This window comes from Priestia abyssalis (assembly GCF_002019595.1).
In the GTDB taxonomy this organism is placed as follows: domain Bacteria; phylum Bacillota; class Bacilli; order Bacillales; family Bacillaceae_H; genus Bacillus_BA; species Bacillus_BA abyssalis.
The window spans coordinates 4808808-4824477 of sequence record NZ_KV917369.1; the positions used below are offsets into that span (position 1 = coordinate 4808808).

General features: G+C 41.0%; 12 protein-coding genes and 2 pseudogenes. All 14 read right to left on the reverse strand.

Going from position 1 to position 15670, the window contains the following annotated elements; genetic code table 11:
- Window positions 1–45: 45 nt before the first annotated feature.
- Window positions 46–1518, reverse strand: coding sequence for an Rne/Rng family ribonuclease (locus BK575_RS23045; protein ID WP_078413912.1), 1473 nt, complete (start codon window positions 1516–1518; stop codon window positions 46–48).
- A gap of 108 nt (window positions 1519–1626) precedes the next feature.
- Window positions 1627–2484 (reverse strand): M50 family metallopeptidase, encoded by an 858-nt coding sequence (locus BK575_RS23050; protein WP_078414928.1) that lies wholly within the window; start codon window positions 2482–2484, stop codon window positions 1627–1629.
- A gap of 1 nt (window position 2485) precedes the next feature.
- Complete coding sequence (locus tag BK575_RS23055; protein ID WP_078413913.1) at window positions 2486–3277, reverse strand: M23 family metallopeptidase; 792 nt, start codon at window positions 3275–3277, stop codon at window positions 2486–2488.
- 297 nt (window positions 3278–3574) lie between these two features.
- Window positions 3575–4372 carry a septum site-determining protein MinD gene (minD, locus tag BK575_RS23060; RefSeq protein WP_078413914.1) on the reverse strand — a complete coding sequence of 266 codons (798 nt, stop codon included), beginning with the start codon at window positions 4370–4372 and terminating at the stop codon, window positions 3575–3577.
- 2 nt (window positions 4373–4374) lie between these two features.
- Complete coding sequence (gene minC, locus BK575_RS23065) at window positions 4375–5067, reverse strand: septum site-determining protein MinC (protein WP_328589532.1); 693 nt, start codon at window positions 5065–5067, stop codon at window positions 4375–4377.
- Between the two features lie 51 nt (window positions 5068–5118).
- Complete coding sequence (gene mreD / locus BK575_RS23070) at window positions 5119–5643, reverse strand: rod shape-determining protein MreD (RefSeq protein WP_078413916.1); 525 nt, start codon at window positions 5641–5643, stop codon at window positions 5119–5121.
- Window positions 5640–6515, reverse strand: coding sequence for a rod shape-determining protein MreC (gene mreC, locus BK575_RS23075; protein ID WP_078413917.1), 876 nt, complete (start codon window positions 6513–6515; stop codon window positions 5640–5642). Before mreC ends, mreD begins: the two co-directional genes overlap by 4 nt.
- 19 nt (window positions 6516–6534) lie before the next feature.
- Window positions 6535–7560, reverse strand: a complete 1026-nt coding sequence (locus tag BK575_RS23080; RefSeq protein WP_078413918.1) for a rod shape-determining protein — start codon at window positions 7558–7560, stop codon at window positions 6535–6537.
- Between the two features lie 379 nt (window positions 7561–7939).
- Complete coding sequence (gene ltrA / locus BK575_RS23085; protein ID WP_078413919.1) at window positions 7940–9811, reverse strand: group II intron reverse transcriptase/maturase; 1872 nt, start codon at window positions 9809–9811, stop codon at window positions 7940–7942.
- Between the two features lie 701 nt (window positions 9812–10512).
- Window positions 10513–10680 (reverse strand): annotated as a pseudogene (locus BK575_RS23090) (JAB domain-containing protein); the annotation flags it as partial.
- Between the two features lie 103 nt (window positions 10681–10783).
- On the reverse strand, window positions 10784–12595 hold the full coding sequence (gene ltrA / locus BK575_RS23095) for a group II intron reverse transcriptase/maturase (protein ID WP_078413920.1): 1812 nt from the start codon (window positions 12593–12595) through the stop codon (window positions 10784–10786).
- Window positions 12596–13200: 605 nt separating this feature from the next.
- Window positions 13201–13692: pseudogene (locus BK575_RS23100) on the reverse strand (JAB domain-containing protein); the annotation flags it as partial.
- Window positions 13693–13708: 16 nt separating this feature from the next.
- Complete coding sequence (locus tag BK575_RS23105) at window positions 13709–14293, reverse strand: Maf family protein (RefSeq protein WP_078413922.1); 585 nt, start codon at window positions 14291–14293, stop codon at window positions 13709–13711.
- Window positions 14294–14546: 253 nt separating this feature from the next.
- A complete protein-coding gene (locus tag BK575_RS23110) occupies window positions 14547–15563 on the reverse strand; it encodes a hypothetical protein (RefSeq protein ID WP_078413923.1) in 1017 nt (338 codons plus the stop codon).
- Window positions 15564–15670: the final 107 nt, after the last annotated feature.

Below are 15670 nucleotides of genomic sequence, written 5' to 3' on the forward strand. Positions count from 1 at the left end.
ATCTTAATAGCCATAGCCAAGAACTGAACTTTAATTCATAAGCCATTATTTGTTTCGAATTCTTTCTTGGATGATTTCGATGCTTCCAATATGACGGATTGAATACGAATTATGGCAATCAGGACACTGGGTCAGGAACACTTTGAATCCCAGCATTTCTTCCAATGCCGGTAAAAATCCATCCTTTTTTAATACAGCGATGACAGGAGCTGTTGTTTCTATCCATATCGCTTCTTCATCCATCCTGCGGTGCTCCCACAGCTCACGTTCAATTTTGTAAGCAATCGTTTCCGGACTGTATACTCTTCCGGTGCCTCCGCAGGCAGAACATGATGCAGTGAGAGCTGCTTCAACGCTTTCCTTTACTTTTTTGCGCGTTACCTGTAAAATACCCAATTCCGTAAAACCGACTATAGTCGTTCTTGTCTCATCATTTTTCACTTGATCCTGTAATGCTTCTTGGACCATTTTCCGGTCTTCTTTTTCCTTCATATTAATAAAGTCAATTAAAATCATCCCGCCTAAATTTCGAAGCTTCAATTGATTGGCTATTTCCTTTGCCGCTTCTAGATTTGTTTGTAAAATGGTGTTGCGCTGAGAAGCTTTCCCTGAGAATTTCCCGGTATTCACATCAATGACAACCATTGCCTCTGTTTGCTCAATAATGATGTACGCTCCATTTTTCAACCATACGATTTTCTTTAATAGTTTCTCAATTTCCGGTTCAATATCATAAAAACGAAAAATGTTTTCACGTTGTCGATAATAGGTGACTGTACCGTCCTGATTCATTTTTTTCTGTTTGAACTGTTCATACGTTTGATGGTCATCTATGTATACTTCGCATGCACCCACCTTTGGAAGAACCTTTTCCATTGTGTTAAATATAAAGTCATACGGCTCATATACAAGAGCAGGTACCTTGACTCGTCCTTTCTTCTGAACCACTTTCCCGTAAAGCTTTTTCAACATCTGCCATTCTTGCAAGACATCTTCCTCGGATGCCTCTGCGGCCGATGTCCTCACCACAATTCCCGCTCCTTCGCCGCGATGTTCAAACGCAAATGCCCGCCATTTCTCTCTTTCTTCATCCATCATTTTTTTTGAAACCGCAACATAATTTCCATGTGGAAGATAAACGACATATTCTCCGCTAAATTCAATAATCGCAGTCAGTTTCGGCCCTTTCGTTCCTATCCCTTCTTTTTCAACTTGAACGATGATTTCCTCCCCTTCTCTCACGAACTTCGAGATGCTGTCCTGTTCTTTAGAAGGAGATGAAGAGAGATGAAAGGAAACGAGGTCATTGCGATGGAGATAGCCGTTCTTTCCCATACCGATATCTACAAAAGCAGCCTGCATGCCTGGCAACACTTTCATGACACGTCCAAGATAAATGCTTCCGGCTATTTGCTGTCCTTTGCTTTGCTCTTCTAAATAGAGACGTTCCAGGCCATTTTCTCCCACGAACGCAATACGTTTTGCTAAAGACGCGGCATTTATGTAACATTTTTTCACAGTTAATCACACCTCTTCTATTGCATAGAAAAAGCCGAGACATCATTGCATCTCGACTTTCTTGCTTCAATTCCTTTATGATAACTGTACCGATATTTTAAGAGAAAATCAATAAAAGGGAATGACTTCTTCGATTGGTGCTTCAAGTCGCCTTTCTGAAAAATAAGCATGGAGGAGCTCGTTTTCATCGAGCTGTATGGATTCATTTTCTTTGTTTTTGACAACAATGACATGTTTGCATCCTCGTTGAAATTGTGCCAAAACATCTTGGATTGGATCGCCTGCCGCCGCCATTAAGGGCTTTAGTTTACTAATGTTTCTCTCTTTGCTATAGTATCGATCAAGTAAAAAGCGGAGGTAAACATATTGTTTATGCCGCCACTCCATATAAATAGAAAAGGCCAAAAAACCGAGAACAACCCAGAGGTGAAGATGCTTTAAATACAAGACAGCAGCTCCGACAAAAAGAATCCCCAATAACATACCTGAAGCATACAACATTTTTTCAAACGCCTGCAAAAAAGGAAGATGACGGCTAAAGTACAAAAATAAGAGCTTCCCTCCGTCCAACGGCCAGATCGGAAGCAAATTGAATCCCAGAATCATAAAATTTTGCATCATAAACTGTTGATGCTGTTCAAAAGAGATGACAGATAGAGATAATAAGCTATACGAAATGATCATTAATGCGAGATGTGTGAGCGGGCCGCTTATCGTGACGATCACTTCTTCGTGTATGGGACGATTTCCATGTTCTTCAACTTCGGCCACCCCCCCAAATGGAAGCAGCATAATTCTTTTTATTCGCCACGAAAAGAAGGAAGCCGCAGCGGCGTGTCCCAATTCATGAACCAGTACAATAAAAAAAAGCATAATTAATTGCTGAAAATGGGCGGTAATAATCCCGATACCCAACACAGCCCAAAGAAGAGGATGAATATGGATACTGGTCAATACCGATATCATTTTAGTCAAAGGAAATCACCTGGTTCGGATCGATAAATTTTTCTCCTTTTTTAATCGCAAAATAAAACGTCCCGGTTTTGCCGTCTTGATTTTCCTGTACTTTTCCTACCGTTTTTCCTTTGTCCACAAAATCATATAAGTTGACATCAATTTTCTCAAGTTGCCCATACCATGTCTCACTCCCATCTGCATGTTGAATAATCACCGTTTTGCCGCTATCTTCTTTATTTCCGGCAAACGTGACAATCCCTTCGCTCATTGCTTCAACAGAGGATTGACTTCCCGTTTCGATCATGACACCCTGACCATTTTTTTCAAATGTTTCTAACACCTTGCCTGAGGCGGGGATCGCGTATTGAGATGGTTGCGAAGAGGGAGGCGCTTCTTTTTTTGTATCAATAGGCAACAGAGCAAGCGGCTGCCCGAAGGTGTCTTCATACCACTTCGAAACCGAAGCGAATTGAAATTCAGTCTCCATCGTTTGTTTAACATATTGCCTGGCATCTTCCAAGCCGGGCGAAGAATTTTTGAATAAAATTCCAACCACAAGCACTAAACAAACCGATGTTAAAAATTTAAAAGCAAGCCATTCTTTTTGGAAAAGCGAGGAAGGGGAAGACTGACGCTCATGTGGAGAATGGGAATATTCCACCACCGGCAAATGGCCGGCCCCGTAACGCTCTTCGTCACTTAAAACAGAATAGGCAGAAAACGGATCGCTATTCGACTTAGCTCCCTGCCTTTTTTTGCGCTCAGCAATGCGTTTTTTGATTTCTTCAGCGCGTCGATTCATCTTTTCACCATTCCTTTTAAGCTTGTTTCTATCAATGTATGACTTGTCCTCGAGCGTTATGACAGAACATCTTTGAATCCCTCCAATAACGAGAAATCGATATTCTTTGGTCCTTTATATTCTGAAAATCGTGACGCCAAAGCGTGACAAGGCAATTATCCGCTTGCCTCCAATCCAAAAACAAAAAGCCATCACCTTTTAGAAAAGAGACAAAATAAAAAGCCCAATCTAAATGATTGAGCTTAATGTACTGCTATGTATGAAATGACGAATGGCCGCACTAAAGCTGTTGCGCACTTATCGAACACCGAAGAATTTTTTTATTTTGGCGAATACCCCTGCTTCTTCTGTCTCAAGAGACTGAAGCGGAACGGATTCTCCGAGAATTCGTCTTGCAATATTACGATAGGCGAGCGATGCCTTGCTGGAAGGATCCATCGCAATAGGTTCGCCGCTGTTCGATGCTTTAATGACGCTGTCATCATCAGCTACGATACCGATTAAATCAATGGCAAGCAAAGAAACGATTTCATCCACATCGAGCATATCCCCATTTTTCACCATATGGTTTCGGATACGATTAATGATTAACTTTGGTGATTCGATATCTTCTTTTTCTAAAAGGCCGATGATACGGTCTGCATCACGAACAGCTGACACTTCTGGAGTCGTCACAACTAGAGCCTTGTCAGCACCTGCCACTGCATTCTTATACCCTTGTTCAATGCCGGCAGGACAGTCAATGATGATATAATCGAACTCTTGCTTTAACTCCATGACCAAGTGTTTCATTTGTTCAGGATTCACAGCCGACTTATCGCTCGTCTGTGCAGCAGGAAGCAAATATAAGCACTCAAAACGCTTGTCTTTAATTAAGGCTTTTTGTGGTGTACAGCGGCCTTCAATGACATCTACCAAATCATAAATAATACGATTTTCAAGTCCCATTACAACGTCTAAATTTCGTAAACCGATATCCGTATCCACTAAGCAAACCCGTTTGCCGGACAAAGCGAGTGCTGTACCCAAGTTGGCTGATGTCGTCGTTTTTCCGACGCCACCTTTTCCTGACGTAATAACTATAGCCTCTCCCACTGTTAATTTCTCCTTTCTAACCGTGTCAAATTAGGTCTTAGCTGCGGCATGGATTGAACTCGCTCCATTACCATTTCCCCATCTTCATCTAAGTACGCACACTGCATATAAGATGCTTCTTTATGCCCCCCGTTCTCTGTCGGATTTAAAATAGCATCATTTATGCGAAGCTGGGCATTTTCTATCACAGAAGCACCAATCACAGCCTGTATATTTCCGCTGTATCCTGCATGGGCAATACCTCGCAGCGCCCCTAAAATAAAAATATTCCCCCCAGCTATAACAGTACCCCCTGGATTGACATCTCCAACCAATAATAAATCGCCGCTTACTTGCAGGACTTGTCCTGAACGAACGATTTTAGAAATCGACACAATCTCTTCTTCTTCTTTTAAACGAACAGCTTCCTCTTTCGAAACGACATTACTGTCGATCATGTTTACGGCTAAATTATTTTTTTGATTGACGACAGCCTTTAGCTGTTCTTCTTGTTCCGGTGTTAAATAGCGATTGCCGATCTTTAACTGTACCGCTACAAGCTGTTGATTATCTCCATGCTGATTCGTTGACAGCTTCGTTTCAAGTTCGCTTATAAGCTCTTGAAACGAACATGTATCATCGAGATGCAGCGTGAGGCCGTCTTTCGTTCCTTTAATCACTACATTATGCTGTTTTTGTCTATTCACGACGTTCACCTCAACGAATGAATAATTTCGACATAGACTTACGAATTTCCTCTTTTTCCATTATAGACGTTCATCCGTATATTGTAACGAAAGTTTTTGAAAACGCTTTTTAAGAAAATAGGAAAAAAGGACGCAAAAAACGGCACTCAACGCAAGGGTAGGATAGAACCGCATCGCTAAAAATTCATTCAATGTCATTTCAGTGACATGCACCAATAAATTGATTCCGTATATATAGAATTCCAAAATAGCCACACCCAAAACCGCTGACAGGGAAACGACAATCACATTGTTTTGGAGGACCTTCATCATTTTGGACATTAAATAGCACATGGCCGGCAGACCAAACATATACACGCCAAGGATATCTGTAAAGGCCACATCATAAAGCATCCCGAAAATCGCGCCGTACATCATTGCTTGTTTTTTATTTAAATATACAGCCATAAAAATCAAAACAATAAGCACAAACCTTGGAGACAAAATCCATTGGCGAAAAAAAGGTTGAACCGCAATAAAATTCACAAATAAACTTTCACTTACAAAAACGACGGAAATAAGAAAAGGAAGGAAGAAACGGTTCATTTCTCTTCCTCCTCTTCCTTATCAAAGTTCTTATCAGCAATCATGGATCTTTTTACAATCATTACATGGTCTAAATCATAAAGGTTGGCAGACGGTTTAACATAGGCGATTTGAGTGAGGCCATACTCATCCGGTTCCACTTCAATAATCTCCCCGATAATAAGTTCACTTGGGAAAACACCGCCTAGGCCGGATGATAAAACGAGTTGCTTTTCTTTAATTTTCGCTTCATTCGGAATGCGTTTTAGCATAAGCGCTCCTTTTTTCTCATCATAGCCTTCAATCAAGCCGAATACAGGCGTATCTGCTTGAATAACTGCCGAGATACGATTCGTGCGATCAAGGGAGCTTACAAGTTGAACAGTGGAAGTAAACTGAGAAGCATGCTTGATTTTACCGATTAACCCTTGAGCAGTAATCACTGCCATGTCTTCCTCCACTCCGTGCACTTTCCCGCGATCAAGGGCAATGACTTCATGCCAGCGGTCAGGGTTACGGGCGATGACAGTCGCCTGAATAGGTTCATACTTACGCAGGCTGTCTTGCTTGCCTAAGATGTCGTTCAGCTTTTTATTTTCATCTTCCAACGCTTTCACTTTCGCTTCCAGCTGCATGTATCTATCTAGTTTGGACTTTAGAAGTTCGTTCTCCTCATATGTACGCTTCAGGTCACTTACGCTCTGAAAGAAACCCGCGACATATTGTGCGGGTTGATGAAATACTGTTTGACCTAAACCGACCGTATCTTTGACGAATTGCTCCGGCCATGTTACCGTTTTGCGACCATTTAATGAAAAACCAATCAATGCCACCAAAATAATAATGCTGACTAACAAAATAATTAATCGTTTGTTTAGAAAAAACTGTGGCATGATTTACACCTCTTATCTTTTAGCGGTAGGAATCTCCGGCTTTCGTTTTGAATAAATCGATATGATCCAATGCTTTTCCAGTTCCGATTGCTACACAATCAAGCGGATCTTCTGCAATGACAACCGGCATATTCGTTTCTTCACTAATAACTTTATCTAAATTGCGCAGCAAAGCGCCTCCGCCTGTCAGCACGATTCCACGGTCCATAATGTCCGCTGCCAACTCAGGAGGGGTTTGCTCCAGTGTACTCTTTACGGAATCAACAATCGCTGTAACCGTATCTTTTAACGCATCTGCTACTTCAGCCGCTGAAATTTCAATGGTTTTCGGCAGACCCGTTAATAAATCACGCCCGCGAATTTCCATATTATCGATGCCTTCAGGGTTGCCTGCAGAACCGACTTCAACCTTTAACGCTTCTGCCGTCCGCTCACCGATCATCAAATTGTAATTTTTACGGATATATTGAATCATCGCATCATCCATTTCATCACCGGCAATGCGAATGGATTGGCTTGTTACGATACCCCCAAGAGAGATGATCGCAACTTCTGTTGTACCGCCGCCGATATCGACGACCATACTTCCTGTCGGTTCCCAAACCGGTAAATTCGCTCCGATAGCCGCTGCGAACGGTTCTTCAATCGTATAAGCATCTCTTGCACCTGCTTGTCGCGTCGCATCGATGACCGCGCGCTTCTCAACCGCTGTAATGCCAGACGGCACACATACCATTACATAAGGCTTTCCTGCAAATACGCTTTTTGACTTTTGCGCTTGCTTGATATAGTACTTCATCATCGTAGCCGTTGTTTCATAATCGGCAATAACTCCGTCTTTCATCGGACGAAGCGCCACGACGTTTCCAGGCGTACGGCCAATCATATTTTTTGCATCGTTCCCAACCGCGACAATTTGCTTTGTATCTGTCTGAAGCGCCACAACGGACGGCTCGCGAACGACAATTCCTTTTCCTTTTACATAAACAAGAGTGTTAGCAGTTCCTAAATCTATTCCAAGGTCTCTTGTACCGATTCCAAACATTATGTGTATCTCCCTTTCTATTACCGAAATGCAAAGGCATGAACGTGCTCATTTAAAAAACTGACATTCATTATTGTGTCGAGTTATGTCGTATATGTCAACGCCAAATATTGTCTAAATGAAATAATTTTTTCTCGCAACCTTCACCAGCTTGTCAATTCAAAATTCATGACTCCTATTATAACCCACTCATCAAAAAAAGCATAGCATTTACATATACCCTTTTTCCTTGAGGCTTACATATTTTCGATCGCCGATGATGAATAGGAATAGGTAAGACTGACCCTCGTCATTTCCGATTCGTTAGGGTTGTCTTTTCCCCTCCTTCACACCGTACGTGAAAGTTTCCCTTCATACGGCGTTCCATCAATTCAGTTATTTAAGTTAAGCTCAACTTTTCTCTAAAACCTAGAACCTTTTCCCATGTTCTTTTTCCGACCATTGAGTAATCTTTTGAACTGTGAATCATTTGATGGCAATGCTCATGCATGGATGCAAGGTTAGGAACTCGATTTACTTCTTCTATTGAAAGCTTGGGGTTAATATGATGTATCCGTATATCGTCCCCCTGAAGTTCCTCTTTACATACTCGGCATCTTCCTTTATCGCGGTTAAAAGCGTAGGCTCGATTCATAAAGTATTCAAAATTGTACAGTTTTCCCTTATGTCCAATTTTGATAATCTTAGACCAATTCAGGCTGAGAAGCTCATCAGCTCTTACTTTAATGGGCTTTTTGCCAGTACGATTCATGTAAACTTGTCGCCCTGCTTCGGTGTATGGTGTTTCTTTAGGGCTTTTATTTTTAGATTTTTGCCATGTACAAAAGTCTAATCTTGTGATACCTATTTTCAATCCATTGTATTCAATCACGGGGATTTTCGTTGTGTATTTATCATGAACTGATAGTAGGTTATCTACTTGCTTTGCTGGCAGCTTATAGCCACCATGTTTTCGAAGTTTTAAGTATGCCAAGTAGTGTAGCTTATCGGTATACTTCCTCAGATAAACATTTACTTTCGTCGTACATTCATAATATTGAATTAGCCCTCTTATTTTAGAGTTGATAAGGTTGATCCAATGAATTAGGTCTTCTTTCTTTGTTGCACCTTTAATTTTCTTAATTGTTTTATGAATTTCACTTACTTTTTCTTTTAACCGTTGTTGATTAGGTTTACTGATGAGAATATGCCCGTGTTTTGCTTTACCCTTGATTGCCTTGATTTCAAAGCCCAGAAATTTGATTGGTCGTCTTCGTATATCTGTTATGAGCGTTTTTTCTTCTGACAAAGACAATTTCAATCGCTCTTTCAGATACCTTGTTATTCTGTACTTCCATTTCTCCGCATTCCGTTTGGAGTTCGTTATGAGTACCCAGTCGTCCGCATACCTCACTAGATACGTTTCTTTTAAATGTGTGGTTTTCCGTAATCTATCATACTGTTTGTACTTTTGGGCATACGGATAACGTGTTCTCTTATTTTCCCACTCTCTGGTCACCCATTGGTCAAATGCGTGTAGGTAAGCATTTGCTAGTAGTGGAGAAATGACTCCTCCTTGAGGTGTCCCAATTGGGTTCTCTTTTAGTTCATCCATGATTCCAGCTTTAAGCATTGCTTTGATGATCATAAGCACTCGTCTATCTCTAATTCCCATGTTCCATAGCTTTTTAATGAGAATTGTGTGATTCACACAATCGAAGAATTTACGAATATCACCTTCGATTATCCAATAATGCCCGGTAATGTGCACAATATCAGTTGTTCGAGTTAACGCCATACTGGAATCTCTCATTGGTCTAAAACCGTAAGAATGTTGGAAGAACTGTGCTTCAAGAATTGGTTCAATAATTAAACGCACACATTCTTGTATCACTCGGTCGATAATGCTTGGTATTCCCAATGGGCGCAATGCTTCGGAATTAGCTTTTGGAATGTACTTTCTTTTAATAGGTTTTGGACGATAGTTTCGAAAGCTTTCTTGTACGAGTTGTATGACCTTAGGATAATCTTTTTGAAGTATATCCGGCTTCATCAATTTATGGTCACTTCCAGCAGTACGGCTTCCTTTATTCGCTTTAATACGATGGATAGCCGTTAGTATCGTTGCCTCACTTGCCATCAGTTCCAATAAATCTTTATGTCCAGGCGATTGTCCCTTTTGCTTTATACCTTCGATGGTTTTATTGTATAATTCGTCCTGTTTATCTTTTAATTCTTGTTCTGATTTTAGATAGTTAGATTTTTGTTCCATTGCGATCCCTCCTTATTGGGAGAGTGCAAGGTTTTAATCAGGTATGCACATACGGCTTCCCTAACAAGTTGATTTAACTTAATAATTGAACTGACTATGCCCCTTCGCTCCATTCCTATTACAGAAATTTCAACACTACTACGGGCTGCTGTCCCACAGATTCAATTGTCATTTCCTCCAATTTAGATGCATTGAGATTAACTCCTCTTATCATCATCTTCTGTGGTTCCGCTGTTCCTTACGCTCTAGCTTTCCATTACCGTTTTAGCTGTCCTCTTTGACCCGTTAACCATCTTTTTATCCACTGTTGGAAGGACGCAAGACACTATTCCTTTATTGGAGTAGTATAGATTTTGCAACCACCAATACAAAACCTACGATTAAACTTCTTTACCAGAAGCGAGAAACTTCATTTTGTTTCCCTCTCACTTTACGAGCCGTACGTACGAGGATTCCTGGTGAGTCAGCATGACGATCTTATAGCCTCCCGCTTACTTCACTAACCGCTTCTCAGGTCCGTTTTTCAACGCCTTTACCGAGCTTCGTACACAAATGTAGTTAACCATTTACGCACGTCGGAGTTTCAGAGCAACGTTACCAACATTTAACGATGAGTTGGAGTTTCACCAACCTATTCAAGCGTAAAGTTCAAAGACGTATAATCTTTGCCTAGTTTTGTTGCATATTTCGATGCAGATTGTCTAGGAACAACGCACACGATGGTCGAGCACCTCTATGCCGATAATGTGCCCGCACTCTTTCAACCTTTTAGTGACCTCAATATCTTCCCTGCTTGGCGCGGGGTCCCCGGAAGGATGATTATGGGCACAAATGATGGAGGCGGCAGATCGACGAAATGCTTCTTTGAAGTAGGGTAAGAACCCGGTGCCTTGCTTAGTTTCCTAAGTAGGTTTCCAAGAACTCCCCTCCAAACCGTACGTACTCTTCTCAAAGTATACGGCTTTCCATTTATCAATCTAACTTTCCATTGTGTAAGTCATGGTGGCATTTCACACACATGGCAATTGTCTTACGATTTCTTGCAATCATAAATTGTTCCCATCGTTTCTTGCCTTTCAAGTTCTTGAGCTTATTGACATGATGCATTTCCAGTGGAACATTTTCTGCACCACACCATTCACACATTTCAGCTAAAAGGCGTTCAACGAGGCTTGTTCTGCCACCGTAAACGATCGTATTTTCGATTATATCCACTGATTGTTTTTGGATTTCCGAGTTCTTTTCCATTCGTTGTTCCGTAAAATAGGCAATTTTAGGGCCATCCTTCGTTTTATAACGTATACCGAATTTCCTGTTTATCTTAAACTTTGTAATCATTTTACTGACGGTACTTTTGTATTTACTGGCATATGTTTTAATCATGCTGTATTTCATTGTTTGTCGGAAAGATTGAAGGACATGTACATTGCTTGCTAAGCGATAATAATTGTATAATCCTTCAATTTCTGCATTATACGTACGAAGAATTTCAAGGTCATCATTATGCACTAGATACGGACGATGAACAGGTTTCCACCCATTGTTGCTACCAATTTTTAATGCACCTAAATCGATGAGTTTTTTGATGTATTTCTCATGTGGTACGAATAGCTTCGTTTGATAGTTGAACTTTCGCTTCTTCGTGCCATTCGGCATCTTCATTCTATGCCAATCCCTTGCTACTCGAATGTCGTACCCTAGGAATCTTGCGTTTTTCTGACTATGAGTTATCAACGTTTTTTCAGCACTCAATTCTAATTTGAGTTTATCTGCAAGGTAATCTGTTAAATCTTTCTTAATTTGTTCGGCTTCTTTTTTACTTCCAATAACACCGATAATAAAATCATCAGCATAACGAACATATTTCATTCGACGATAGTTTGGGTCAAAGAGGTCTTTACTGTCATGGCTTTGTAGTTCTTTATATAATGCTTTTAATTCTCGAAGCCTTACAGCTTTTTCTTCGTTAGTTAGTCGTTCCCAATCACGTTTATTCTTACTTTTACGATACTTAATCCTTGATGCCAGGTTATGGTAGACAAGATTATGCCTACGTTTTTCACCTTTATTAAAGGATTCCGCATACTTCTCTACATGTTTATCTAATTCATGCAGATAAATATTCGATAATAACGGACTAATTATGCCACCCTGAGGGGTTCCACTGTAAGTTTTATGAAAAGCCCATTCTTCTACATAACCTGCTCTTAGAAATTTCCAAATTAAATTAATTAATTTCTCATCCCTAATGCGTTTCCGTAAAAGTCCAACTAACACATGATGGTCGATATTGTCAAAGAAACCTTTTATATCACCTTCAATAAACCATCTCGTACCTGTAAAAGTATTGCGTATTTCTTTTAATGCTGTATGACAACTACGATTTGGTCGAAAACCATGTGATTGATTTGAAAATTGCGGTTCGTAAATACTTTCTAAAATTCGCCGAACAACCTCTTGCACTAATTTATCCTCAAAAGTTGGGATACCTAAAGGTCGTGGTTTCCCATTTTTCTTCGGGATATACGTTCTACGTGCTGGTTTTGGTTGATATGTCTGTTCTTTAAGTTTTTCAATTAAACGCTCGATTCGTTCTAAGCTCATTCCATCGATTGTGTTGTTATTAATACCCTTTGTATTACTTCCTCTATTTGGGTAGAGTTTGGCATAGGCTTCTAAATAAAACTCGGTATTATACAAATTCCGATATAACCGTTCAAATACGTACGATTCGTTTTGTGCTTTGGAAGTTAGACTGTTTAACACTACTTTTGGATTTCTCATAGAGCCTCTCGCTCCTTCCCAATTTGGTATTAAACTAGATAAACTGCTCCCCTTCGCCATGTAATAGGCTTTCCCTATCTCGGACTACTACGAGAACTCCGTTGCCATATCAGATTTTCAGCATCATCTTTCTTACCTTTCGACTTGAAATTTATCACCTTATTGGGCATTATGCATAGCTGTGTTTACAGCGTTCTGACTTAGGCAATCCCCATTTAGACATTTAGAAACATAGCATTTCATAGTTTCGGATGTGATTTTCACTCGTTTCTTCCATACAGAAGATGGATGAAGCAGTATCACTTCATATTTCTCGACGTCTTTAAGAAATATGCATACTTCACACAGCGTAAATCGTTACCTCCCGCTGAAGGTCCCCGTAGTCCTCCTTGAGCTATCATTCAAGCAATCCAGCTTTCATCCTTGTCTATGAATTTTCATCTCGCCGTTCAGTCGTGCCTTGGTAACTAGACAACTTACGGCTTTTCCAACATGCTACACTCCCCGCTTGGTTTCCCTTACGGATAAGTTGGCTGATGATAGGGTAAAGAATATGATAGTTCCCTACTGCTTTGCTAGAGCAGATTTTCTAAATGCCCTTATGGGCGCACTACCTCCCTTGGATGCACGATCGAGGAGTTTAAACTTCCAATGAAGATGGTTTGTTTGTGGAGAATTTGATTTTTCGTATTGAGGTAAAGACAGATGAAATGTTCTTGCGATAATAAACGCATTTCTTCCATAATGAAATTGGCTCCATCTTCCGGACTGCGGATCGTATAACGATCGTGGAGATGCAGCTTGCTGATTCGCCTGCCCATTTCAATGGCAGCCGCGATTTGAACGGCCTTCGCCGTCCCTACACCTTTAATGGAGGTCATTTCATCGACGGTCGCGTCTTGCAAAAGCTTCAATCCGTCAAAATGCTGGAGAATGCGGTTGGACAATTGCAGCACCGATTCTTCTTTCGTGCCGGTGCGCAATAAAATGGCTATCAACTCGTGGTTGGATAAGCTGGCGGCCCCATAAGAAAGCAATCGTTCCCTGGGGCGCTCATCTTCGGGGAAATCGTGGATTTTTAACGTGGACTGGTTCACTAAAAGTTCCTCCTTTTTATGAACCGTTCATCTCATACACATAGCCCGCTTTTTTCAACTCGCGAATCGTTTTGGACAACGGTAAACCGACGACCGAATAGTAATCGCCTTCCATTTTTTGTACAAGTGACGCTCCAAGTCCTTGAATACCATAGGATCCGGCCTTATCCATCGGCTCACCGCTTTTGACGTAGTCCATAATTTCTTCTTTTGTCAGCTCCCAAAACGTAACGTCCGCCTTTTCATAAAACGAGATCGCTTTCCCTTTATGCACAATAGCCACTCCTGTTACAACTTCATGCGTGGAGCCCGAAAGCATTTGCAGCATGTTCACTGCTTCATTTTCATCACTTGGTTTCCCCAAAATGTTCCCGTCATATACGACGACCGTATCCGATCCTAGCACATAGGCATCCGGATAATGAGCAGCGACATCGTTTGCTTTTTGCAATGCAAGCGACATCACGATGTCATATGGAGATTGATTGGCATCAAAGATTTCTTCTACGCTGCTGACATGAACGGTAAATGATAAATGAAGCTGTTCAAGCAGTTGCTTGCGACGAGGGGATCCTGAGGCTAATACTAGTTGTTGTTTCATATTCATCACCTTTGCATTTCAAATAATAGAGGTTGTTCAACAAGTCCGGGAAAAACGACTATCGCCCTTCTCGATCCTTTTTGAACATGTACTAATAGCACTCGACACAAATCCATTCTAGCAACTTCTCCCTTATTTTACAATTTTCCCGATATCTATGAATGCAGCTCTATACGATATATGGATAAAGACCGCAGACACTCGTCCATGAGGGACAAAAAAACCGCCGAAACTTTTCCGGCAGCTCGTTTCCTTATTTCAATTCAGCATAAACGCTGACCGCTTCAAGCAAAAATTGCTGGGCTTGCCATCTCGCTTCCTCTCCTTGATCTTTTTCATACTTGGATAAAGAAGCTTCTGCCATTAATAAATAAGAGAGAAACTTTCCGATGTTCTGATCAAGTTTTTCATTAGACTTTAATTGCACAAGTTCTTCTTTAATGCCTTTCAACCCGCTTAACGAAGCGGACGGATTGGCTGCTGTCTCAGAAGAAAGGGAAAGCAGTGTGTTAAACGACTTTTGCGCCTTCGTCATTACAGTCTGTTCATCCTTTGACCATGCATCCATTTGAATGGACGCGAGATCATACGGCTTGACATATGTGCTCTCTCCTTGTTTTTTGTAATGTTCTCCTATTTCCTTCGTTATCTTTTCGTCGAGTCCGATTCCAATAAATAAAGCATAGGACTTTTCGTTTGGAACGACAGCGGCCGCATACCCTTTTGCTCTCATATTACGAATGGCATCTTCCCCGCCTTGTTTCGTCGAAAAGACCCCTGCCTGTACGGCGTAAAGTGAAATCGCCGGCAAAGAATCCGTCTTCATCCCTTCTGCCAGCCCCCCGTTTTCTCCGGGTTCCTCCAATAACCCCGAATTGTTAACAACAACAGGCTCGGACTTTTTCGGCGCAAACATGGAGTCTTCGCCTGTCATCAGCTTCAAGCTGAACATACCAAGCCCCGTTCCGACTACTACGGCAACCGACATAATAAAAATGACTTTCTTTACCACATTTGTTGATGTACCATTTCTTTTTATTAAAGCGGATTTTTTAGCGATAGATGGTTTTTTCTTGCTTTTAACATGACGCAAATCTTCGATGGACACGATTTTCAAAGGCTCGTCTTCCGGAAGAACCCATGCAAATTCCTCTTGTGAAGAGGACTGGCTTACTGGTTGATTTTGTTTCTTTATTTCATTTCCTTGTTCTTCATACTTTTTTTCTTGTCCATTGATCTTAATGGAAATTTTATTCGGCTGCTTGTCCATTTCCGTCCACCACCCTTGCTTTCACAGCACATTTACTTGTTCCCATCCTATCACAAGGGCAAAAAAAAATAACAAGACATTTGTCGTCTTGTTATGAAAGGTTTTCG

Coding starts and splice junctions, on each gene's coding strand:
- BK575_RS23050 (WP_078414928.1), bottom strand. CDS start 2,484: ATGATATCGGTATTGACCAGTATCCATATTCATCCTCTTCTTTGGGCT.
- BK575_RS23110 (WP_078413923.1), bottom strand. CDS start 15,563: ATGGACAAGCAGCCGAATAAAATTTCCATTAAGATCAATGGACAAGAA.
- BK575_RS23080 (WP_078413918.1), bottom strand. CDS start 7,560: ATGTTTGGAATCGGTACAAGAGACCTTGGAATAGATTTAGGAACTGCT.
- ltrA (WP_078413920.1), bottom strand. CDS start 12,595: ATGAGAAATCCAAAAGTAGTGTTAAACAGTCTAACTTCCAAAGCACAA.
- mreD (WP_078413916.1), bottom strand. CDS start 5,643: ATGAACCGTTTCTTCCTTCCTTTTCTTATTTCCGTCGTTTTTGTAAGT.
- BK575_RS23105 (WP_078413922.1), bottom strand. CDS start 14,293: ATGAAACAACAACTAGTATTAGCCTCAGGATCCCCTCGTCGCAAGCAA.
- BK575_RS23055 (WP_078413913.1), bottom strand. CDS start 3,277: ATGAATCGACGCGCTGAAGAAATCAAAAAACGCATTGCTGAGCGCAAA.
- mreC (WP_078413917.1), bottom strand. CDS start 6,515: ATGCCACAGTTTTTTCTAAACAAACGATTAATTATTTTGTTAGTCAGC.
- ltrA (WP_078413919.1), bottom strand. CDS start 9,811: ATGGAACAAAAATCTAACTATCTAAAATCAGAACAAGAATTAAAAGAT.